Source organism: Sphingomonas sp. PL20, assembly GCF_017875905.1.
GTDB lineage: Bacteria > Pseudomonadota > Alphaproteobacteria > Sphingomonadales > Sphingomonadaceae > Sphingomonas > Sphingomonas echinoides.
Map to the genome: position 1 here is coordinate 179,773 of NZ_JAGINH010000002.1, position 22,846 is coordinate 202,618.

Sequence of the window (22,846 nt, forward strand, 5' to 3'; positions counted from 1 at the left end):
GAGGCACCAACGCTGAAAGCGACGCTGGTGCCGACCCGATCACGGGGCCTGACGCTCAGCGCACGGTACGGTTGATCAGAACGCGCTTGCGGATCCAGTCTGCCATCGTGTCGAGCGCGACCGGTGCCACGGTCTCCTCGATATCGGCATATTCGCCCAAAGCGCCTGTCTTTGCCGTCTGGAACAGATGATTGAGACCCGGCAGCTCGACAATTGTGACATCGGGATTGCCCTTGGTCGCCGTCCGGATTGGCGGCAGGTTCTGCTCGGGCAGCACCTGGCCGTCCTTCGAGCCGTTCAGTGCCAGGATCGGGCATTTTACCTTTTCGAGCGTCGGGCCCGGATCATAGTCGAACAGATCGCGCATCCATTTCGAGCTCAGCGTAGTTGCCATCGCTTCGGCTTGCTCGTGCGAGCGGATCAGATCGGCACCCTCGCCCGTGATAACCTTCATCGCCCGCGCGTGGGCCTCGGCCTCGTCTTTCGATCCGCGCATCGCCAACACCATGCGGTCGGTCAGCGCCTGTGTCTGACGGACCTGCTTGGGCGTCTGACCCATTGCCGGGGCAAGCCTGGCGCGCTGCGCCGCGAGCACCTGCGACAGCGGCACGCCGGGCCCCGCCATCAGGACGATGAACGCGATCCTCGGATCCTTCGCGGCAACCTTCGGTGCCACGATCCCGCCCTCGCTATGGCCGATCAGGCCGATCCGCGCCGGATCAATATCGGCGCGGGTGCGCAGGAACGCCACGTCGGCGGCGGTATCCACCGCGAAGTCGTCGTCGATCGCGGCGGCAAAGTCGCCGGTCGACTTTGCGACGCCTCGGTCGTCCATGCGCAGCACCGCGATGCCGTCGCGCGTCAGCCGATCGGCGATGACCGCGAAGGGCTTATGGCCGAAGATCGTTTCGTCGCGGTCCTGGGGCCCCGAACCCGTGATCAACACCACCGCCGGGAACGGGCCCTTGCCCGCAGGCAGGGTGAGCGTGCCCGCGAGCTTCACCCCCGGGGCGCTCTCCACGGCCACGTCCTCGGTGCGATAGGGAAAGGGTGGCTGCGGGGTCTGCGGGCGCTTCGGCACCGCAGCCTGCTTCGCTTGCGGGGTAAAGACCAGCGGACCCTTATAGTTTGGCCCTTCCCATGTGCCGTCGATCGTGCGGCCGTCCGCCGATAGCGTCCCTTCGAAGCGGCTGCCGTTGACGGTGAAGCGGACCTTCTGGCCCTCGCGCGTGAGCGTGGGCAGCGGCAGGCCGAAGGCGAGCTGGTCGGGCGAATCCAGGCTCACTACCGTGCCCCGGGCATCGGTCGTGACATGGAGCACCAGGCGGATCGTCGCGCCCGCCGGGGTGATGGTCCCGGCCCAGTCGCCGTCCAAGCCGGTGATCACCGGACGCGCATCGGGCTTGCCGGCGGTCAGCACCAGCGGCAGCGCCTTGCCCTGCCGCCATTCGCCGACCCACGCCTTGCGCGCCGCATCCCAGCGAGCGGCATAGCTGGCGTGGATCGCGTCGACGGCGAAGCTGAGCGCGTCGCCCTCCACCTTCACCGCGTCCAGCGGGATTAGTGCGGGGGTCTGGTCGGGGCTCTGCATCACGCCCTGATAGCCGCCGTCAGCCTTGGGGCTGATCGTCACGCCGATCCGCAGCACGACGCCGGGAGGAATGCTGAGCGTGCCGTGCCACTCGCCTGCGGCTTGCTGGGCATGCGCCGCGCCGGGGGCGATGGCGGCCATTGCAACCGATGCCGCAAGGGCCGCGCTCGTTCGGATGATTCCGTACATTCCGTGTTTCCCCCTCAATAATGGTTGAACTAGGCGGCGCGTGCCCTGCCGCGCAGCGACAGGCAGTAGCCCAGCGTCACCGCAATCCCAGTGATAACGGCAGCGCTGCCGAGCGGCAGCGCCATGGAGAGCGGAGCGAACGCCATCCGCGCCGTATAGACCACGCCGCTCCCGCTGTCGTGTGTCGAACGATGTCTGGCAGGTCGCCGGGGCCTCACACCGCCGCAGCGAGGGTGATGGAGACGATGTGTGCCGGTGCGGTGACGCTAAGGGCCGCGTCGGGCCCGGTATCGAAGCGGAAAGCGTCGCACGCCTGCATCGGGATGGCGCGGGTGCCGATGTGAAGCGCCATGTCGGCTGTCGCGACAAGGATCGCTCCAGCACCGACGCCGAAGATGGGACCGGCCGACACCATTCGCATCTCGCCTACGCCCGCAGTGCGCCGCACCATCAAGTTTAGATCGAGCACGGGGCCGTTTTCGGGGGTGCCGAAAGCAGCGACATCGCCTGCGAAAGTGTAGGGCGCGCTGTGCGGTGTGAGCGTGATCGGTGCCGCGCCCGCCACGTTCAGCAGCAACCGCCCGGAAAGGATCGCAAGGGTGCGATCCACCCCCGCAAAATGCGAAAAGGGCCCGGGCACGTCGACGCGCGCCGCACTCAACCGCCAGGCGAAGCTCTCCATCCCGGCATCGTCGGGAAAGCTGGCGAGCGCGCGCGTCACGCCCCCGCCATTTTTCCACGCCACTTGCGGACGTGCGTCCGCCCGGATCAGCACGCCGTCGCTCACCCCAGGATGGCGGGCAAGTCGAGCCCCTTCTCGCGAGCGCAGTCCAGCGCAATGTCATACCCCGCATCGGCATGGCGCATCACGCCGGTCGCCGGGTCGTTCCACAAAACGCGTTCCAACCGCGCCGCCGCTTCCGGCGTGCCATCGGCGACGATCACCATCCCCGAATGTTGTGAATAGCCCATGCCAACCCCGCCGCCATGGTGCAGCGACACCCAGGTCGCGCCGCTCGCCGTGTTGAGCAACGCATTGAGCAGCGGCCAGTCGCTCACCGCGTCGCTGCCGTCGCGCATCGCTTCGGTTTCGCGGTTGGGCGACGCGACCGAACCTGAGTCGAGGTGATCGCGTCCGATCACCACCGGGGCCTTCAATTCGCCGCTGGCGACCATTGCGTTGAAGGCGAGGCCAAGGCGGTGGCGGTCGCCAAGGCCAACCCAGCAAATCCGCGCCGGGAGGCCCTGAAACTGGATCTTCTCACGCGCCATGTCGAGCCAGTGATGCAGGTGCGTATCGTCGGGCAGCAACTCCTTCACCTTGGCATCCGTCTTGTAGATATCCTCGGGATCCCCCGACAAGGCGACCCAGCGAAACGGCCCGACGCCGCGGCAGAAGAGCGGGCGGATATAGGCCGGTACGAACCCTGGAAAATCGAACGCATTGGTGACGCCTGCGTCGAAGGCGACCTGGCGGATGTTGTTGCCGTAATCGGTGGTCGGCACGCCGGCTGCCTGGAAATCAAGCATTGACCGGACATGCACCGCCATCGATTGCTTGGCGGCGGCTGCCACCGCCTGCGGGTCGCGCTCGCGGCCCTCGGCCCACTTCGCCACGCTCCAGCCGATCGGGAGATAGCCGTTGATCGGATCGTGCGCGCTGGTCTGGTCGGTCAGCAGATCGGGGCGGATGCCACGGCGATACAGCTCGGGCAGGATTTCCGCCGCATTGCCGACCAGGCCGACCGAGACCGGCGTCTTGTCGGCACAACTCTGTTCGATGATCGCCATCGCCTCCTCGATCGTCGCGGCGGCGACGTCGAGATAGCCGGTGCGCAGCCGCATATCGATGCGGCTCTGCTGGCATTCGATCGCGAGGCACGATGCGCCCGCCATCACCGCCGCAAGCGGCTGCGCGCCGCCCATGCCGCCGAGACCGGCGGTGAGCAGCCATCTGCCCGACAGGTCACCACCATAATGCTGGCGACCCATCTCGACGAAGGTCTCATAGGTGCCCTGCACGATGCCCTGCGTGCCGATATAGATCCACGATCCGGCGGTCATCTGGCCGTACATCGCCAGCCCCTTGCGATCGAGTTCGTTGAAATGCTCCCACGTCGCCCAATGCGGCACGAGGTTGGAATTGGCGATCAGCACGCGCGGCGCATCGGCATGGGTGCGGAACACGCCGACCGGCTTGCCCGACTGGACGAGCAGCGTCTCATTGGCCTCCAGTCGGCGCAGCGTCTCGACGATCTTATCGTAACTTTCCCAATCGCGCGCGGCGCGACCGATGCCGCCATAGACGACCAGTTCCTCGGGCCGTTCGGCGACGTCGGGGTGGAGATTGTTCATCAGCATGCGCAAGGGGGCTTCGGTCAGCCAGCTCTTGGCGGTGAGGTCGGTGCCGGTCGCCGCGCGGATGTCGCGGCTGTTGTCGAGGCGAGTCATGGCGAGTCCTTAGGCTTGGGCGAAGGCGAGACAGGCCTTCAAGATGTCGGAAAGCGTGGTCGCGAGCGGTGCGGCGCGCGCGGCGTCATAGGGTGGCGGCCACATGCCGGGCGCGGGCTCATCGGATTCGTCCAGATAGCCGCGCATCGCGAGCTCCATCTGGATCGCGTGCACGCCCGTTTCCGGCCGACCATAATGTCGGGTGGTCCAGCCACCGCGAAAGCGACCATCGAGCACATGACCAAGGCCGCTCGCCGCGCACAGGCCCGCAACCGCCTCGGCCAGCGCGGGTGCGCAGCTCGCGCCGTCATGGGTGCCGATGTTGAACTGGGGCAGTTCGCCCTCGAACAGGCGCGGGATGCGGCTGCGGATCGAATGCGCGTCGTACAGCACGACGGCGGGGTATGCGTCGCGCAGCCGTGCGATCTCGGCCGCCAGCGCGGCATGGTACGGATCGAACCACAGCGTCCGCCGCCGCGCAATGTCCGCCGCATCGGGCACGGCCCCGCGATAGAGCGGCGTGCCGTCAAAGGTTGTCGTCGGACACAATTCGGTCGTTGCCATGCCGGGATAGAGCGACGCGCCCGACGGATCGCGATTCACGTCGATCACGCTGCGCGAAATCGTGGTGCGCACCGTCGTCGCGCCGAGGTCGCGCGCGAAGGCATAGAGCCGATCGATCCACCAATCCGCATCGCGCTGTGCACGCCACGACGAAACGAAGCTGTCGCTCACATCGGCGAGATCGGTACCGGTATGGGGAAAGGCGACGATCAGCGGCGCGTCGCCGCGATCGACGTGCAGCCAGTCGCTCATGCCACCCCCGGCAGCAGGTCACCCGCGATCGCGACCAGCGCGCCTGAGCGCACCAGCCGGTTGGCGGCTTCCATATCGGGATGGAAATGCCGGTCGTCCGATAGATGCGGCACGTCTGCCCGCAGGCAGGCATGGGCGGCCTGCAACACCGTGCTGCTGGCGAGCGGCGCATGGAAATCGATCGCTTGCGCTGCCGCCAGATATTCGATGCCGATCACTGCGCTCGCATTCTCGGCCATTTCCAGCAGGCGCCGTGCGCCGTGCGCGGCCATCGAGACATGGTCCTCCTGGTTGGCGGAGGTCGGGATCGAATCGACGCTGGCGGGATAGGCGCGTTGCTTATTCTCCGAAACGAGCGCGGCGGCGGTGACTTGCGGGATCATGAAGCCCGAGTTGAGGCCGGGCTTGGGCGTCAGGAACGCTGGCAGGCCGGAGAGGGCGGGGTCGACCAGCATGGCAATCCGCCGCTCCGAAATCGAACCGATCTCGCAAATCGCGAGCGCGATCATATCGGCGGCAAAGGCGACCGGTTCGGCATGGAAATTCCCGCCCGACAGCGCTTCGTCGGTCTCGGGAAAGATCAGCGGATTGTCGGACACGCAATTCGCTTCGATCGCCAATGTCGTCGCGGCTTGGCGCAGGATGTCGAGCGCCGCGCCCATCACCTGCGGCTGGCAGCGCAGGCAATAGGGATCCTGCACGCGCGCATCGTTTTCGAGATGGCTCGCGCGGATCGCAGAGCCATCCATCAGCGTCCGCAACGCGGCAGCGGTTTCGATCTGTCCGGCATGGCGACGCAGCGCGTGGATGCGCGGGTCGAACGGCGTGTCCGATCCCTTGGCCGCCTCGGTCGACAGCGCGCCGGTCATCAGCGCCGATTTGAACAGCAATTCCGCCTCGAACAGCCCGGCCAGCGCATTGGCATTGGAGAATTGCGTGCCGTTGAGCAGCGCCAGTCCTTCCTTCGGGCCAAGCTCGAGGACCGCGAGCCCTGCCTGATCGAGCGCGGCGCGCGCCGGAACGCGCTTGTCGCCCACCCAGATTTCGCCGACCCCGATCATCGTCGCCGCCATGTGCGACAGCGGCGCGAGATCGCCGCTCGCGCCGACCGAGCCCTGGCACGGGACGACCGGGGTCAAGCCCTGGTCGAGCATCGCCTCGAGCAAGGCGATCGTCTGCGGCTGCACGCCCGATGCCCCTTGCCCCAGGCTCGCCAGCTTCAGTGCCATCATCAGCCGGACGATCGGCACGGGCGACGGCGCGCCGGTGCCGGCCGCATGGCTCAGCACGATGTTGCGCTGGAGCGTTGCGAGATCGTCATCGCCGATCCGCACGCTCGCCAGTTTCCCAAAGCCGGTGTTGATCCCATAGACCGGCGCGCCCTTGGCGAGGATGCGCGCGACCGCAGCGGCGCTCTCGGCGATGCGCGGTGCGCACGCCGGGTCGAGCCGCGCCGGGGCTCCACGATATAAGGCACGCCACTGCGCCAGCGTGACCGCACCCGGCTTTAGCAAAATCGTGTTCATTGACCCCTCCAGATACGGGCATGGAGCGGGTTGAACCCCATGCGATAGACCAGTTCTGCGGGACGCTCGATATCCCAGATTGCGAGGTCGCACGCCATTCCGGCTGCGAGCGTACCGACCGTGTCGGCCAAGCCGAGCGCGCGGGCGGCGTTGCGCGTGACGCCGAGCAAGCATTCCTCGACCGTCAGCCCGAACACGGTCGCCCCCATGTTCATCGCCAGCAACAGCGACGTCAGCGGCGATGTCCCCGGATTGCAGTCGGTCGCCAGAGCGATCGGCACGCCAGCCGAGCGCAGCGCGGCGATCGGCGGCCGCTTGGTTTCGCGCACGAAGTAATAGGCACCGGGGAGCAGCGTTGCGACCGTACCGGCCTGCGCCATCGCCGCGACACCGGCATCGTCGAGATATTCGAGATGATCCGCCGAAAGCGCGTGATAGCGCGCGGCGAGGGCGGCACCCTGCAAGTTGGAGAGCTGCTCGGCGTGCAGTTTGATCGGCAGGCCGTGCGCCGCCGCCGCTTGGAAAACCCGCTCGGTCTGGGCGAGCGAAAAGCCGATTTCCTCGCAAAAGGCATCGACCGCATCGGCAAGGCCAGCCGCCGCGACCAGCGGCAGCAGCGTGTCGCACAGCATGGCGATATAGCCATCGGCGTCACCCGCGAATTCGGGCGGCAGCGCGTGCGCCCCGAGGAAGGTCGTCGCAACCCGTACGCGCCGCTCTACGCCCAGCCGACGCGCGGCGCGTAGCATCCGCAGCTCGGTTGGCCCGTCGAGGCCATAGCCCGACTTGATCTCGACCGTCGTCACGCCCTCGGCGATCAGCGCATCGAGCCGGGGCAGCGCGCTGCCCACCAGCGCGTCCTCGCTCGCCGCGCGCGTTGCGCGCATCGTCGAGACGATACCGCCACCGGCGCGGGCGATTTCCTCATACGATGCCCCCGCCAGCCGCAACTCGAATTCCTGCGAGCGGTCGCCGCCATGGACGAGATGGGTATGGCAATCGATCAGGCCGGGCGTGATCCAGCGCCCGTCACAGTCGATCGTGCTGGTCGCTTCGAAGGGCGGCGCGTCAAGGGTGGCGCCGGCATAGAGGATCTTGCCGTCAAGCGCCGCGACGCAGCCGCGCTCGACCAACCCGAGGCCCTCGCCCCCGCCCGTCACCAAGCGCGCGTTGCTCCAAAGCGAATCGCATCGCACAGTCCTTTACTCCCGCGCATCACCGTTTGTGGGCAGAGTGATTGCACCCTTCGTGTTTAATGTATAGACAAAAAGTGCAGCTTTTGGCAGGGATCGAGACGATGCAAACGACCGTCGGCGCACCGCAGTCTTCGCTGTTTTTCGAGCAAGCGTTGCTGCCCGAGGGCTGGGCGCGCGATGTGCGGATTACCATCGTAGACGGGCGCGTCGCCACGCTGGATGCCGGCTGTGCCGCGATGCCCGATGACGACCGGCATGGCTGCGCGCTGCCCGGCCTGCCCAATCTCCACAGTCACGCCTTTCAGCGCGGTATGGCCGGGCTGGCCGAGATTCGCGGCCCCGCGCAGGACAGTTTCTGGACGTGGCGCGACGTGATGTACCGCTTCGTTGCGCGGATGACCCCAGATGACGTGCAGGCGATCGCCGCGCTCGCTTATGTCGAGATGCTGGAGGGCGGCTTCACCCGCGTCGGCGAATTTCACTACCTGCACCATAATCGCGATGGCGCGCGCTTCGCCGACCCGGCGCAGATGAGCGCCGCGATCATCGCGGCTGCGGCGGAGAGCGGGATCGGGCTGACGTTGCTGCCGGTGTTCTACGCTTATGCCGGCTTTGGCGCGCAGGCTCCGCGAGCGGACCAGACGCGCTTCCTGCATGATATAGACGGCTATGCCCGCCTCATCGCGCGCGCGGCGGATATTGCGGCGACGGCGCTGCCCGATGCGATCGTGGGGGTCGCGCCACACAGTTTGCGCGCGGTATCGCCCGAGCAACTGGGGCTGCTCACCGCGCTTGCCGCCGACCGCCCGATCCACATCCACATTGCCGAGCAAACCGGCGAAGTCGATGCGTGCCGCGCCTGGAGCGGGCAGCGGCCGGTCGAATGGCTGCTCGACCACGCAGCGGTCGATGCGCGCTGGTGCCTCGTCCACGCCACGCACATGACCGATGCCGAAGCCACGGCAATGGCGCGCTCGGGTGCGGTTGCCGGTCTATGTCCGATCACCGAAGCCAATCTGGGTGACGGCATCTTCCCGACCGCGCCGTTCCTCGCCGCCGGTGGCCTGTATGGGCTGGGCAGCGATTCCAATGTGCTGATCGACGCGACCGAAGAGATGCGCCTGCTCGAATATGGCCAGCGGCTCGCGCATCGCGGTCGCAATCTGCTGGCGCGCGCGACCGGGCGGTCGACCGGCGGGGACATTTACACAGCGGCGCTTGCCGGTGGCGCGGCGGCGCTGGGCGTGCCGTCCGGGCTCGCGGTCGGGTTGCCAGCGGATATCGTCAGCCTCGATCTCGACCATCCTTCGCTTGCCGGGCGGACCGGCGACGGATTGATCGACGCGCTGACCTTCGCGGCGGGCCGCGCGGGAATCGATTGCGTCTGGCGATATGGCACAAAGTTGGTTAGCCATGGTCGACATTATGCGCGCGCGCGCATCGTCGCACGCTATCGCACTGTGCTGGAGACGCTTTCCGGATGAGACAGCCCCTCCACGAACGCATTCGCTCGGACTTTGAGGCGCGCATCCTGTCGGGCGAGCTCGCGCCCGGCGATCGCTTGCCGATCGAGCAGGAGCTGATGCAGCATTATGGCTGCGCGCGCATGACCGTGAACAAGGCGCTGTCGGCGTTGCTCGCGGCCGGGCTGATCGACCGGCGCAAGCGCGCGGGCACGTTCGTCGCGCGGCCGCGGATGCATTCGATGGTGCTCGACGTGCCCGATCTGCCCTCGCAGATTCGCGAGCGCGGCCAGACCTATGCCTATGAACCGATCGGCCACCGCTCGCGCCCTCCCATGCCCGGCGTCGAAGACGAGGTTCAACTGGCCGGCGGTGGCGATTTGTTCGAGTTGGAAGGGCTGCACCTCGCCGACGGCATCCCGCTCGCGCTGGAGTTTCGCCTGATCAGCGTGGCGGCGGTGCCTGATATCGGCGATGCGGCGGACATCGAGGCGATCTCGCCGGGCAGTTGGCTGTTGAAGCACGTGCCGTGGACCGAGGCGGAGACGCGCATCTCGGCGCTGGATGCGACCCCTGAGGAAGCGCGTCTGCTGGGGATTCCGCAGCGTTCCGCCTGTCTTTGCGTCGAACGTCGCACCTGGCGCGGGAGCGACCGCATCACCTATGTGCGGCAGCTCTTTGTCGGCAACAGCTATGATCTGGTCGCGCGGTTCGGTGCCACTAACGGCGCGACGCGCTAGCCGCTCCGGTCCGCCGCAAGGACCGGAGCGGAGCGTGGCTTACTGGCTCGGGTAGAGCGTGTTGAACACCAATTTGTAGGTGCCGTGCGACTGGGCGCGCCACTGCGGTTTGAAGCCGTAGAGGTAGATTGTGCCTTTGCCGTAGCGGACCGACACTGCAGCTGCCTTGCCCTGGATCTTCTCGGGGTGAAGCAGCACGCCGCTGCGCAGCGGATTTCCGGTTGCGGGATAGGATGCAAGGATCTCACCCTGGAAGCCGGGCTTGGGCGCGAAGGCTGGCCCGCGTTCGAACATCACGATCGGGTCGGTCGGCATCCCGGCGGTCGCCGCGAGGCCAGGGGTCAGATCGACCGCGAGCAGCGCGCCCGAACAGAAGAACTGTTCACTCTTCACATCCTTGAGGATATTGGTGACGGGCAAACCGAACAGGTCGATGATGGCATCGGACGCGTTGTTGAGCGCGACCAGCGTACCGCCCTCGCGGACGAACGCCATCAGCTTGGCCGCACCCTCCTTGCCGATCCCGCCAGCATAGGGGGCGGGCATCTGGCTGGCGGCGAAGCCGTCCATCAGCGTGCCGAGCGGGCCCTTATACGACGACATCACGTCAGGCGCGGGCGCAGTATCGCCGGGACGCCCTTTGCTGGGTGAGCCCATGTCGGGAATGACGATCGTATCGAACTTGCCGCTGAGGCCCGCCTTCACGTCGGCATTGTAGACGCTTTTCGGCTGAAAATCATACTGTTCGAGCAGCCAGCGCGTCCACCCTTCGTCAATGTTCGAACCCCATGGCCGATACAGCGCGACGCGACCTTTGTGCACAGGCACCCCGCTGGCCTTGCCCGCCATGGCCGTGACGCCCACGCTGAAGTCCGCCGCGATCTTGCTCATGGTCGGGGCGCTTACGCCGGAAATCGCGATCGCCTCTTCGGGTGCCGCTCCGGTCTTGAGCGCGGCACTGGTCCACACCGCCTTGCCCCCGGCGGCGAGTGCTGCATTGAGGACACGGTAGCTGTTGTTGATGCGGCGGCTCACCAGATAAGTCGTGCCCGCGCCGCTGACGAGGCCGACAGGCGGCGCGGCCTTGGCGATCTTGTGCATGTCGCCGCGCACCTCCGCTGCGATCGGCTGAACGACGCGGTCGACCTTGACCCCCATCTGCATCGGCAAGGTCCACCCGGTTACGTCATAGGGCAGGTCCACGGGCTTGCCATTGCCGTCGAGGATCGCATCCGGATAGGTCTGCTTTTCAAACAATTCGCGCGCGAGGCCGGCAAAGGGCTGGTCGGTCGGCACGACGAAGCTGCCGGCGGCATAGCTCTGCCCGCCGATCAGCGTCGGCTTGTCGGTCTGCAGCACATCGAGCCCGTGCGCGATCATCAACTGCGCCAGCGATGCCGCCTCGGGCATGTCGGTCTGGCCAGCGGGGATGACATAAGCGGCGGGACCGTCCTTGGCGGAGGCCGCAACCATGTCGCGCCCGGCCTGGTAGCGGTTGTACAACAAGGTCTCGCTATACTTTTGCGCGGTATCGAGCACCGCCATCGACGCGGTTACCATATAATCGACCGAGTTCTTGAGGTGCCATTCGCCACCGCGCCACGGATCGGGATACATGATCTGCGGCTTGAGATCGCGCATATTGGCGGGGAAATCGGAGACTTTGCTCGTCATCGGCGTCGCGCTGTCATGCGCCGTTTCGGTGAAGAACGAGATCGTGTTGCGGAACACGTGAATGTAATCGAGGAAACCGGCATACCAATTGTCGAACCGTGCCTGGGCGATCGCGCCGGGCTTCTGCTCGGCCTGCATCCGTGTCATGATGTTGGTGCCGAGCGCGTTGGTCCAGATCCGCATATACGGGCTGATGTTCGGCGACACCGGATCGGCAAACGGCGGCACCCAGATGCGCGCGGGCCACGGCGCGGTCTGGTGCTGCGAATACCAGATGACGGGTGAATAGGTCTGCTCGGTCGCGACGACGACCTGGCTTTCCTTCATGTTGAGCATGTAGCCGTCGCGATTGTTATCGTGGCCGACATATTCCTGGTACAGCCACGGCGTGCGGCTGGTTTCCCATTTGGTGCCGCGCTGCTTGCGATACCAGTCGACGACCATGTCCTGCCCGTCGGGATTGAGCGTCGGCCACAGCACCAGGATGACCTTGTCGAGGATCGCGTCGATTTCGCGGTCATCCTTCGCCGACAGCAATTTGTAGGCGAGCGCCAGGGGCAGTTGGTGGTCGGACACTTCGCTCGCATGCATTCCGCCATCGATATGGACGATGATCTTGCCGTCGCGCGCCAGTGTGTGTGCGATGTCGTCGGTCAGCCCGCGCGGGTCGGCCAACTGCTTTGAGATCGCCTTGTATTTCTCGAAATTGGCGAGGTTGGAGGCCGAGGAAATGACCGCATAGGTCATCGTCCGCCCTTGCGTGGTCTTGCCCGCATCGAACAGCTTGATCCGGTCCGACACGGCGGCGAGCGCGCGGAAATAGCGGATCGAGTCCTCGTAATTGGCGAGGTAATAATCGTCGCCGGGGTCATGCTCCAGCACTGCCTTGGGGCTGGGGACGGTTTGCGCCATGGCGGGGGCGCACAGCCCCAGCGCCGAGGTCAGGAACAGCACGCGTATCGCGCGCGAAAGCGATCTGGTCATGAAGGTCTGCCTTTGTCTGGAGAAAGCGTTCAGAAGCTCTTGCGGACGTTGATCCCGATCGTGCGCGGGGCTGCCGAGGTGGCCGAGTAGGAGTTCGCGGTTGAGGATTGCGACGCGCGATTGATCGCCACTGCGTCGAACAGATTGTTGACGAAGAGGTAGACCCCTGCATCCTTGTGCTTGAGGTCGATGCCGACCCGCAGGTTGGTCAGCGAATAGGCACCGATCTTGACGCGATAGACGTTGGTTGGCCGGAATTCCGAATAAGACGATCCGACATAGTTGAAGTCGGCGCGCGCGAAGAAATCGAGCGTGGGGCTGATCGGCGCGGTATATTCGGCACCGGCAGCTCCGGTCCAGTTCGGGATGTAGGGGATGCGATCACCGGCGCGGCCCGCCGCGACGACCGAGGCGTTGACCTGATCCTGGGTCAGCCGCGGATCGATGTAATTGCCCGAGAAGGTGAACTGCAGCCCCCGCATCGGCCGCACGAACGCCTCGGCTTCGACACCGCGAATGCGCGCCGCGCCAGCGTTGGAGAGGAAGCTGAACGCGCCATTGGTGGTGCGGCCGCTGACCTGGATGTTGCTCCAGTCGATCTGATAAGCTGCGAGATTGAGCGTCAGCTTGCGGTCGAGCAGGCCGAGCTTGGTGCCGATCTCATAATTCCACAGACTGTCCGACTTATACGGCGTCAAATCCGCCGAAAGGCCGATCACCTGATTGGCGCCGCCCGGCCGGTAACCCTGCGAGGCGGTTGCGTAGAACAGGATGTCGGGGTTCGCCTGCCACGATGCGTTGAACTTGAGCAACGTCCCGTTTTCCGACGAGTTCACCGTCGACAGCGGGCGCGCCGGCGCGCCGATCAGCGTCCAGGCGATGTCGGTGAAACCCGACACGGTCTTGTTGTAGCTGAAATAGCGAATGCCTGCGGTCAAGCCGATCGTGGGCGTCGGGTGGAACGTCCCCTCGCCAAAGCCTGCATATTGCTCGAGCTTGTCGAAGATCTCACGACGATAGAAAATCTGGTTGGGCGTGATGATATCGCCGGTGGTTGCGTCGGCGCGCGCATCCTCCGATGTCACGTTGTTCTTGCGGTTCTGGTAAAAGCCACCGATCGTCCAATCGAACAGATGCGTGCCGTCGGAGCTGATCCGCACCTCCTGCGTAAAGTCCTTGGTCGAGCCGGGATAATAGATCGCGGCGGGGCTCAGACTGTCGATATAGCCATAATAATTGGTGAGCTGATCGCTCGAACAGGCGGCACCGGTGCTGGCATTGACATAGCCCGCGCATTTCGCAGCGGTGCGATAGCTGGCGATGTAATAGCTGTCGTCGGCTGCATAAGCCGAGCGGCGATGCTGATAGGAGGTGATCGAGGTGACCGTAGCAGGGCCGAGATCGAGCTTGCCGGTCAAATTGTAGAGCTGCGACCGGTCGGTATAGGGCAGCATCACCTTGGTCGCGGATTTGTAGGTACCGACCGCGGGGTTCCAGTTCGACGAGAAAGCGTCGGTATTTTCGATCATCGCCATGCCGTCGATCGTCAGGTTGGACGACGGCGTCAGGCGTGCCATCAGGCGACCGCCTGTCGCGGTATAATCGTTGACGTTCTGGCGCTTGAGGTAGGTGTTGTCGATATAGCCATCGCTGTCGCGGCGATACAACACCGCGCGCACGGCCAGCAGGTCTTTGACCAGCGGCACGTTGACCATGCCCTGGACGAAATAGTTCAAGCCCCCGCCATTGGTGCCAGCCACCTGCGATTCGATCTTGCCCTCATAATCCTGGGTCGGTTTGTTGAGGAGGACGCGGATCGCGCCGCCCATCGAACTCGCGCCGTACAAGGTGCCCTGCGGTCCGCGCAGCACCTCGATGCGGTTGACGTCGAACAAGGTGAAATCGGCGGTGCGGCCGGCGGCGTCGCTCGATACGCCGACCGAGCCGGTGACCGGCGTGTCGTCATAATAAACGCCGACCGTCGCTTCCCCTGAGGTCTGCACGCCCCGCAAGCTGACGCGACGCTGCCCCGGACCATTGTCCTGGATGCGCAGGCTGGGGACGAACTTGGCATAATCGGCGATGTTGGTGACACCGGCATTGGTCAAGGTCTGGCCGGTCAGGACGGTGATCGCCAGCGGCGTCTTTTGCAGCGATGTGTCGCGGCGGGTGGCGGTGACGACAATATCGCCATCTGGCGCGTTCTTGTCGGGTGCCGCTGAAGCGGTTGTGGGCGCAGTGGTGCTTTGCGCGCAGGCGGCGCTGGCAAAGGCGGACGAAAGAGCGAAAGCGGCAGTGCAACCAAGCAGCCGAGACGTTACCGAGATGATACGCATAAAAGTCCCCTTGTTTGTCGTTGCTCCTCCCTCCTGCGACCTTGCCTCTCCGGGCGTATTTCGACTCGGATCATGATGCAAAAATAATGTCTAGACAAGAAATTTTATTGCCGAAATTGTAGGCAGAACAATGGATGATTGCTCATTTTTTAGGCAAAGACTTTTATCCTTCTCCGATGGAGTTGCGGCCCGCCGCAGTGGCCGTTCTGCCCCTTCCAGGCGCGCGAATAACGGGGTGATGTCCGGAAAACGGATTGCCGTTCTGTGAGGCCTGACCCACCGGTTATGGCTTCGGTGTGAGGGAATGGACCATTCCGCCGCTCGTCGCGTTGTGATGGTAGAGACCAGCTTGCGATAGAGTGTTCCGTGACGACCCATGACAAGGCGGATGTGACCGCGCCCGGCGACCGCGTCGCCAATACCCTTTCTCCAATGAGCGCGGATGCTCAGCGCATTGCCGCGGAGGTGACCGGGACGGACCTTGGTACCGATCCGTTCGTGGCGGCGGTGCGCGCGACGCGCATGCCGATGATCATAACCAATCCGCGCCTGCCCGATAATCCGGTGGTGTTCGCCAACAACGCCTTTTGTCGTTTGAGCGGCTATCCCCGCGACGAGATTCTCGGACGCAATTGTCGCTTCCTGCAAGGCCCAAAGAGCAACCCAGCAACGGTGCGGCGCATTCGCGAGGCGGTCGAGCGGGTCGAGCCGCTCGAGATCGACATTCTCAACCACCGCAAGGACGGTGAGACCTTCTGGAACCGGCTGCTGATGGCCCCGGTGTTCGATACCGAGGGCGTGCTGGCCTATTTCTTCGCCAGCCAGGTCGATGTCACGATCGAGCGCGAGCGGTTGAAGGGGCTGGAGGACGATAACGCTTCGCTGATGGCCGAATTGACCGACCGGCTGCGGCTGCAGGAAGAGCATGAGCGCGAACTCGCCTTTACGCTGCGGGCGGCACGGTTCGGCACGTGGAGCCTCGACATTGCCAGCAAGCGCCTGACCGCGTCGGAAACCTGCAAGGAGATTTTCGGGCTGCGCGGAGATCAGCCCTTCACCTACCAGGATCGGCTGGAGGCGATCCACCCCGACGACCGCGGCAAAAGCGTGGCCGAGGTCGAGCGCTGCATCGCGGAGGGCAATGACTATGACATCGTCTACCGCATTCATCGGTCGGATGGTGAATTGCGCTGGCTGGCATCGCGCGGGCAGCCGTTCTTTGATGCGCAGGGCCGCGCGTTGCGGATCGCGGGGGTGTCGACCGATATCACCGATCAACGCCGTGCCGAGCGCATGCGATCGGCGCTGGTCGATCTGTCCGATGTGTTCCGCGATACCGAAGAGCCGGACGATATTTCCTTTGCCGCGGCGGCGATCATTGGGCGAACGCTCGATGTCAGCCGGGCTGGGTACGGCGAGGTCGATACGCGCGCCGAGACGATCACGATCGCGCGCGACTGGAATGCGCCGGGGGTAAAAACGCTGGCCGGGGTGCTGCAGTTTCGCGACTATGGCAGCTATATCGATGATCTGAAACGCGGGGAAACCGTGATCGTCGAGGATGCGCGTACCGACCCGCGCACCGCCGAAACCGCCGCGCAGCTGGAGGGGATTTCGGCGCGTGCCTTCGTCAACATGCCGCTGACCGAACATGGCGGCCTGGTGGCGTTGCTCTACCTCAATCACGCGACCCGGCGGACATGGCATGCCGATGAGATCGCGTTTATGCGCGAGGTGGCCGAGCGGACCCGCATCGCGACCGAGCGGCGTCGCGCCGAGCAGGAACTGGCGCTGCTCGCCGCCTCGCTTGAACAGCAAGTCGCCGAGCGGACCAGCGCGCTGCAGACCGCCGAAGACGCGCTGCGCCAATCACAGAAGATGGAAGCGGTCGGGCAATTGACGGGCGGTGTGGCGCACGATTTCAACAATCTGTTGACCGTCATCCAGTCGGCGACCGATTTGCTGAAGCGCCCCGGCCTAAGCGACGAGCGGCGAGAGCGCTATATCGATGCCATTTCCGATACCGCCGAACGCGCCGCCAAATTGACCGGGCAGTTGCTGGCCTTTGCGCGGCGGCAGGCGTTGAAGCCGGAGGTGATCGATGTCGGGCAAAGCCTGTATGTGATTTCCGACATGCTGCGCACGCTGACCGGATCGCGCATCGATATTACGATCGACGTGCCCGACAGCCCGTGTTTCACCAATGTCGACCCCAGCCAGCTTGACACCGCGCTGGTCAACATGGCGGTCAATGCGCGCGACGCGATGAACGGTGCCGGGCATATCGATATTGCGGTGCGCGCGGTGCCGGGCATTCCGGCGGTGCGCGCGCATCCGGCGGTTGCCGGCCGCTATGTCGCGATCTCGATCCGCGACAGCGGGACCGGCATCGAGTCCGACCAGATCGAACGCATTTTCGAGCCGTTTTTCACGACCAAGAGCGTCGGGCAAGGGACCGGGCTCGGGCTGAGCCAGGTGTTCGGCTTTGCCAAACAATCGGGCGGGGATATCACGGTCGAGAGCAGCCCCGGCGAGGGAGCAACCTTCACGCTCTATCTGCCACAGGCCGACGCGCCGAAGGTACGCACGACCGATGCGCCGGTCGAAGGCGTTGCCGATGGGCACGGCGCGTGCGTGCTGGTCGTCGAGGACAATATCGAAGTCGGGACCTTCACCACCCAGTCGCTGGCCGAGCTTGGCTATGTGACAGTCTGGGCCGCCAATGCCCAGGAAGCGCTCGCGGAGCTGGAGCATGACGCCGCACGCTTTGACGTGGTCTTTTCGGACGTGGTGATGCCCGGAATGAACGGCGTGGCTCTGGCCAAGCTGATCCGGCAGGAATATCCCGATCTGCCCGTGGTGCTGACCTCCGGCTATAGCAGCGTGCTGGTCGAAAGCGTGCCCGATGGCTTCGAGCTGCTGCACAAACCCTATTCGGTCGAACAACTCTCGCGCATGTTGCACAAGACGCTTCGATGAGGGCGTATGTGGGGCGGTGTTAGGCCGTAAAGTAAATGCATTACTCTTACCCGTTCGTTTCGAGCGACGTCGAGAAATCTGGAACAGCAATTGTTGCTGTTTATCGACTTCGTTCGAAACGAACGGTTGGGATGCTAATCGTCCTCATCCTCAAAGCCCAGCAACGCCAGCGCGCGCGCCTTGATCTGGTGTGTCTGGCACCAATGCACCAGCGCATCCTCGCGGCCATGCGTGACCCACACTTCGCGCGGGGCGATTTCGGTGAGGGTGTCGGTCAATTCGTCCCAATCGGCATGATCGGACAGGATCAGCGGCAGTTCCACACCGCGCTGCACCGCGCGCTGGCGCACGCGCATCCAGCCGCTCGCCATCGCAGTGATCGGATCGGGCAGCCGGCGCGACCAGCGATCGGCGAGCGCACCGGGCGGGGCGAGCACGATATGGCCCATCATTTCGGCCTTGCTCGCGCTGGTGGCGGGGCGCAGTTCGCCGAGCGCCACGCCGTGCTCTTCATACACCGCGCACAGCCGTTCGAGCGCGCCGTGAATGTAGATCGGCGCATCATGCCCGCGCGCGCGCAATTCGGCGATCACGCGCTGCGCCTTGCCCAGCGCATAGGCCCCGACCAGCACGCAGCGCGTCGGGTTGGCGTGCAGCGCGCTGGTCAATTTGTCGATTTCGTCGCCGGTATCGGGATGGCGGAAGACGGGCAGGCCGAAGGTCGCCTCGGTGATGAACACGTCGCACTGGACCGGTTCGAACGGCGCGCAAGTGGGGTCGGCGCGGCGCTTGTAATCGCCCGAGACGACGATGCGTTCGCCGCGATGTTCGAGCAGGATCTGCGCCGATCCCAAAACGTGCCCGGCGGGGATGAAGGTGGCGGTGACATCGCCGAAGCTTTGGCTTTGCCCATAAGCGATCGGATGCCCGGCTTGCGGGCCATAGCGCGTTTCCATGATCGCGAGGGTCTCGGGCGTCGCCCACACCGCGCCGTGGCCGCCGCGCGCATGATCGGCATGGCCGTGCGTCACCAGCGCCACCGGCGACGGGCGCGCCGGATCGACCCACAGATCGGCGGGTTTTACATAGAGACCGTGCGGGTGCGGTTCGACCCAGTCGCCGAGCTTTGCCATCGTGCCTATATGGGCGGGATGGCCGATGGTTCCCAGTTTGTTAAATCTATGCGGGGTGCGCCAATCTCCCTCTCCCATCGGGAGAGGAGTTTCGGGTCGCTCGTGCCCCCGGCACGACCTGAACAGCGCGGGGCGCTGTTCACCCGAAACTGGGCCCGCGCCGCAGGCGTGGGAAGGGTGAGGGTGACAGGTTTTGCCGTTGCGCGACCTGTCACCCTCACCCTTCCGCCGCTTTGCGGCTCCCTCCCTCTCCCAAAGGGAGAGGGATTTTGGGGCACGGTTTGAACCTCGCTCTTCCTCCCGCCATCACCGAATGGTTCGCCGCCAAGGGCTGGGTGCCGCGCGCGCATCAGCTGGCGATGCTGGATGTCGCGCGCACGGGGGATCATGGCTTGCTCGTCGCCACCACCGGTGCGGGCAAGACGCTCGCGGGGTTTCTGCCGACGCTCGCCGATCTGGTCGAGGCCCCGAGCGAGGGACTGCACACGCTCTATGTCTCGCCGCTAAAGGCACTGGCGGTGGATGTGCAGCGCAACCTGCTCACCCCGATCGCCGAGATGGGGCTCGATATCCGGGTCGAGACGCGCACTGGCGACACGCCCTCTGACCGCAAGGCGCGGCAGCGCATCCGCCCGCCGCAGATCCTGCTGACCACGCCCGAATCGCTCAGCCTGTTGCTCAGCTATCCCGATAGCAGCCTGATGTTCGAAGGGCTGAAGACGATCGTGGTCGACGAAGTCCACGCCTTTGCCACCGGCAAGCGCGGCGATTTGCTGAGCCTGTGCATGGCGCGGCTGCAACGCCTCGCGCCCGGTCTGCGGCGCGTCGCGCTGTCGGCGACGGTGGCCGATCCCGATGCCTATCGCGCCTGGCTTGCGCCCGATGGCGATATCGATGCGGTGCGGCTGGTGCGGGGGGCGGCGGGCGCGCCGCCCAATGTGACGATCCTGCTGCCGCAGGGGCGGGTGCCGTGGTCGGGCCATTCGGGGCGCTATGCCGCCGAACAGGTGATCGCCGAGATCGAGACGCACAAGACCACGATCGTGTTCTGCAACACCCGCGCGCTGGCCGAATTGATCTTCCAGGATCTGTGGAAGGTCAATGCGATGAACTTGCCGCTGGGCGTGCATCACGGCTCGCTTAGCCTGGAGGCGCGGCGCAAGGTCGAAGGCGCGATGGCCGATGGGCGGTTGCGCGGGCTGGTGGCGACCTCCTCGCTCGACCTGGGGGTCGATTGGGGCGATGTCGATTGCGTGATCCAGATGGGGGCACCCAAGGGATCGTCGCGGCTGTTGCAGCGCATCGGGCGCTCCAACCACCGGCTCGACGAACCCTCCGAGGCGATCGTCGTGCCGGGCAATCGCTTCGAATATCTGGAGGCGCGCGCGGCGCTCGACGCAATCGAGGCGGGCGAACTGGATGCTGATGTGTTCCGAATGGGCGCGCTCGACGTGCTGGCGCAGCATGTCATGGCCTGCGCCTGTGCCGCGCCGTTCCGCGAAGAGGCGCTGCTCGACGAAGTGCGCTCGGCCTTGCCCTACTCCGCGCTGACGGCGGACACCTTCGCGCAAGTGCTCGGCTTCGTGCGCGACGGGGGCTATGCGCTGAAGGCCTATGACAAGTTCAAGCGGCTGACGCAGGAGCCCGACGGAAGCTGGCGCGTCAGCCATCCGCGCTTCATCGCGCAGCACCGCTTGAACGCCGGGATCATCGTCGAGGCGACGATGCTGAGCGTGCGTTTCGGCAATGGCCGCACATTGGGGCGCGTCGAGGAGGGGTTCGCCGCGACGCTGTCGCCGCGCGACACCTTCTTCTTTGCCGGGCTGAGCCTGGAGGTCGAGCGGATTGATACCGAGGCGGTGGTGGTGCGCGCGACCTCGCGCCCCGCGCGCATCCCAAGCTATGGCGGCGCGCGGATGCCGCTGTCGACCCATCTCGCCGAGCGCGTGCGCGGGTTTCTGGCGAGCCCCACGGGGTGGCACCGCTTCCCCGACGATGTGCGCGAATGGCTGGAGGTGCAGCAGCAACGCTCGGTGTTGCCAAGGCCGGGGCAATTGCTGGTCGAGACCTTCCCGCGCGAGGGGCGGCATTATCTGGTCGCGTACAGTTTCGAAGGCTGGAACGCGCATCAGTCGCTGGGGATGCTGGTCACGCGGCGGATGGAGACGCAGGGGCTGAAGCCGATCGGCTTCGTCGCCAATGATTATGCGCTGGCGTGCTTCGGGCTTGATCCGATCACCGATCCGGCGGCGTTGTTCTCGCGCGATATCCTGGAGGATGAATTCGTCGATTGGGTGCAGCAATCCTCGCTCCTGAAGCGCGCCTTTCGCGAGGTCGCGGTGATTGGCGGGCTGGTCGAGCGGCAGATTCCGGGCAAGCGCAAGACCGGCAAGCAAGTCAGCTTCTCGACCGATCTGATCTATGATGTGCTGCGCAAATATGAGCCCGGCCATTTGCTGTTGCAGGCGGCCTGGGCCGATGCGCGCGCGCGGATGACCGATGTCGGGCGCTTGGCCGATCTGCTCGATCGCGCACAGGACACGATGCTGCACGTGCCGCTGGAGCGGATTTCGCCGCTGGCGGTGCCGGTACTGACGCTGATCGGGCGCGAGCATATCGCGCAAGGGCTGGCGGACGATGCGCTGCTGATGGAGGCCGAAGTGCTGGCGGCGGAGGCGATGCGGCTCGATTGATCGGGCTTGTTACGGGCCGGATGCGGGCGTAGCTTTGTGCAAATGGCCCCGGCGCTCCTCTTGATCGTGCCGTTGGCAACGGTGCTTGCCGCCGCGCCGCCCCAGACCCGCGTGCCACCCCCGCCGCCTGCTGCGACGCAGCAAGAGACACCGGGTGCGACCGCCGACGCGCTTGGCTTTACCGATGATGGGCTGCGCCTGTCGGTGCCGGTGATGATCGGCCAGAACGGCCCGTTTCGCTTCATCGTCGATACCGGTGCCGAACGCACCGTCATCGCGCGCGACCTCGCGACGACGCTGGCTCTGGCACCGGGCAAGCGCGTTCGCATCAGCGCGATGGCGGGTTCGACCGGGGCAGACACGTATGTGCTGCCCGAAATCAGCATCGGCGCGGAGACGCTGGCCGAGGGCGTGCGGCTGCGCGGATCGGGGATTGAGGCGCCGGCGCTGCTCGCGGGAAATCTGGGCGGGCAGGGTCTGGTCGGGATCGATACGCTGCAGGGCCGTGCGGTGACGATCGATTTTGCCGCGCGTACGATGACGGTGGTGCCGGCGACCAAGCGCACCAAGCGCGAGGTGTTCGGCCCGGGCGACATCGTGGTCCGTGCGCGCAATCGCGCGGGCCAGCTCGTCGTCACCGATGCCAGCTATGAAGGGCATAAGGTGCGGGTGGTGATCGATACCGGTGCAGTCGTCAGCATGGGCAATCTCGCGTTGAAGCGACTGGTCGGGGATGATCTGGCGCAAGCGCAACCGATGACCTTGCTCAGCGTAACCGGCGGCAAGCTCGAGACACAGTTTGGGCTGGTCCCGCGTTTCGCGATCGGCGACACCGGCTTTGCCAATTTGCCGGTCGCCTTTTCGGATGCGGCACCCTTTGCCCGGCTTGGGCTGACAGCGCGCCCGGCGCTGTTCCTCGGCATGGATGCGCTGCGCCTGTTCGGGCAGGTGCGGATCGATTTCGCCAATCACGAACTGCGCTTCGCCAAACCCAAAGCCAAGGCCGTGCGCTAGAGTCGGAAGGCGTCTCCCCCGGGAATCTCCCCGTCCAAGGACAGGCATCACGCGCTAACGG

Annotated in this window: 15 protein-coding genes; 5 read left to right on the forward strand and 10 right to left on the reverse strand. The window is 65.4% G+C overall.

Going from position 1 to position 22,846, the window contains the following annotated elements:
* Positions 1 to 55: 55 nt before the first annotated feature.
* The 7 genes from H4W01_RS01105 to hutI are packed head-to-tail and all read right to left on the reverse strand — an operon-like array spanning position 56 to position 7,769.
* Positions 56 to 1,780 (reverse strand): alpha/beta hydrolase family protein, encoded by a 1,725-nt coding sequence (locus H4W01_RS01105; protein WP_209609538.1) that lies wholly within the window; start codon positions 1,778 to 1,780, stop codon positions 56 to 58.
* A gap of 29 nt (positions 1,781 to 1,809) precedes the next feature.
* Positions 1,810 to 1,944 (reverse strand): hypothetical protein, encoded by a 135-nt coding sequence (locus H4W01_RS22755; RefSeq protein ID WP_334685103.1) that lies wholly within the window; start codon positions 1,942 to 1,944, stop codon positions 1,810 to 1,812.
* Positions 1,945 to 1,994: 50 nt separating this feature from the next.
* Positions 1,995 to 2,555, reverse strand: a complete 561-nt coding sequence (locus H4W01_RS01110; protein WP_209609539.1) for a HutD/Ves family protein — start codon at positions 2,553 to 2,555, stop codon at positions 1,995 to 1,997.
* 8 nt (positions 2,556 to 2,563) lie between these two features.
* Positions 2,564 to 4,231 carry a urocanate hydratase gene (hutU, locus tag H4W01_RS01115; protein ID WP_209609540.1) on the reverse strand — a complete coding sequence of 556 codons (1,668 nt, stop codon included), beginning with the start codon at positions 4,229 to 4,231 and terminating at the stop codon, positions 2,564 to 2,566.
* 9 nt (positions 4,232 to 4,240) lie between these two features.
* Complete coding sequence (gene hutG / locus H4W01_RS01120) at positions 4,241 to 5,047, reverse strand: N-formylglutamate deformylase (protein ID WP_209609541.1); 807 nt, start codon at positions 5,045 to 5,047, stop codon at positions 4,241 to 4,243.
* Entirely contained in the window at positions 5,044 to 6,573 is a 1,530-nt protein-coding gene (gene hutH / locus H4W01_RS01125) for a histidine ammonia-lyase (RefSeq protein ID WP_209609542.1), read from the reverse strand. The genes hutG and hutH overlap by 4 nt, the downstream gene beginning before the upstream one ends.
* Complete coding sequence (gene hutI / locus H4W01_RS01130) at positions 6,570 to 7,769, reverse strand: imidazolonepropionase (RefSeq protein ID WP_209609543.1); 1,200 nt, start codon at positions 7,767 to 7,769, stop codon at positions 6,570 to 6,572. Before hutI ends, hutH begins: the two co-directional genes overlap by 4 nt.
* 101 nt (positions 7,770 to 7,870) lie before the next feature.
* Between hutI and H4W01_RS01135 the strand changes: the two genes are divergently transcribed.
* Together H4W01_RS01135 and hutC are read left to right on the forward strand one after the other, a co-directional pair.
* Positions 7,871 to 9,253, forward strand: coding sequence for a formimidoylglutamate deiminase (locus H4W01_RS01135; protein ID WP_209609544.1), 1,383 nt, complete (start codon positions 7,871 to 7,873; stop codon positions 9,251 to 9,253).
* Positions 9,250 to 9,972, forward strand: coding sequence for a histidine utilization repressor (hutC, locus tag H4W01_RS01140; protein ID WP_209609545.1), 723 nt, complete (start codon positions 9,250 to 9,252; stop codon positions 9,970 to 9,972). Before H4W01_RS01135 ends, hutC begins: the two co-directional genes overlap by 4 nt.
* 39 nt (positions 9,973 to 10,011) lie before the next feature.
* Here hutC and H4W01_RS01145 read toward each other — a convergent pair whose 3' ends face one another.
* Both H4W01_RS01145 and H4W01_RS01150 read right to left on the reverse strand, forming a co-directional pair.
* A complete protein-coding gene (locus H4W01_RS01145; protein WP_209609546.1) occupies positions 10,012 to 12,630 on the reverse strand; it encodes a M14 family metallopeptidase in 2,619 nt (872 codons plus the stop codon).
* A 29-nt stretch (positions 12,631 to 12,659) separates the two neighbouring features.
* Positions 12,660 to 14,966 carry a TonB-dependent receptor gene (locus H4W01_RS01150; protein ID WP_209609547.1) on the reverse strand — a complete coding sequence of 769 codons (2,307 nt, stop codon included), beginning with the start codon at positions 14,964 to 14,966 and terminating at the stop codon, positions 12,660 to 12,662.
* A gap of 366 nt (positions 14,967 to 15,332) precedes the next feature.
* Between H4W01_RS01150 and H4W01_RS01155 the strand changes: the two genes are divergently transcribed.
* Positions 15,333 to 17,945: a PAS domain-containing protein gene (locus tag H4W01_RS01155; protein WP_010406583.1), complete on the forward strand. Its 2,613-nt coding sequence runs from the start codon at positions 15,333 to 15,335 to the stop codon at positions 17,943 to 17,945.
* Positions 17,946 to 18,079: 134 nt separating this feature from the next.
* Here H4W01_RS01155 and H4W01_RS01160 read toward each other — a convergent pair whose 3' ends face one another.
* A complete protein-coding gene (locus H4W01_RS01160; RefSeq protein WP_209609548.1) occupies positions 18,080 to 19,078 on the reverse strand; it encodes a ligase-associated DNA damage response exonuclease in 999 nt (332 codons plus the stop codon).
* 281 nt (positions 19,079 to 19,359) lie between these two features.
* Here H4W01_RS01160 and H4W01_RS01165 point away from each other — a divergent pair, with 281 nt between their 5' ends.
* Together H4W01_RS01165 and H4W01_RS01170 are read left to right on the forward strand one after the other, a co-directional pair.
* Positions 19,360 to 21,771 carry a ligase-associated DNA damage response DEXH box helicase gene (locus tag H4W01_RS01165; protein ID WP_209609549.1) on the forward strand — a complete coding sequence of 804 codons (2,412 nt, stop codon included), beginning with the start codon at positions 19,360 to 19,362 and terminating at the stop codon, positions 21,769 to 21,771.
* 42 nt (positions 21,772 to 21,813) lie between these two features.
* Positions 21,814 to 22,785 (forward strand): aspartyl protease family protein, encoded by a 972-nt coding sequence (locus tag H4W01_RS01170; protein ID WP_209609550.1) that lies wholly within the window; start codon positions 21,814 to 21,816, stop codon positions 22,783 to 22,785.
* The last annotated feature ends 61 nt before the right edge of the window (positions 22,786 to 22,846 follow it).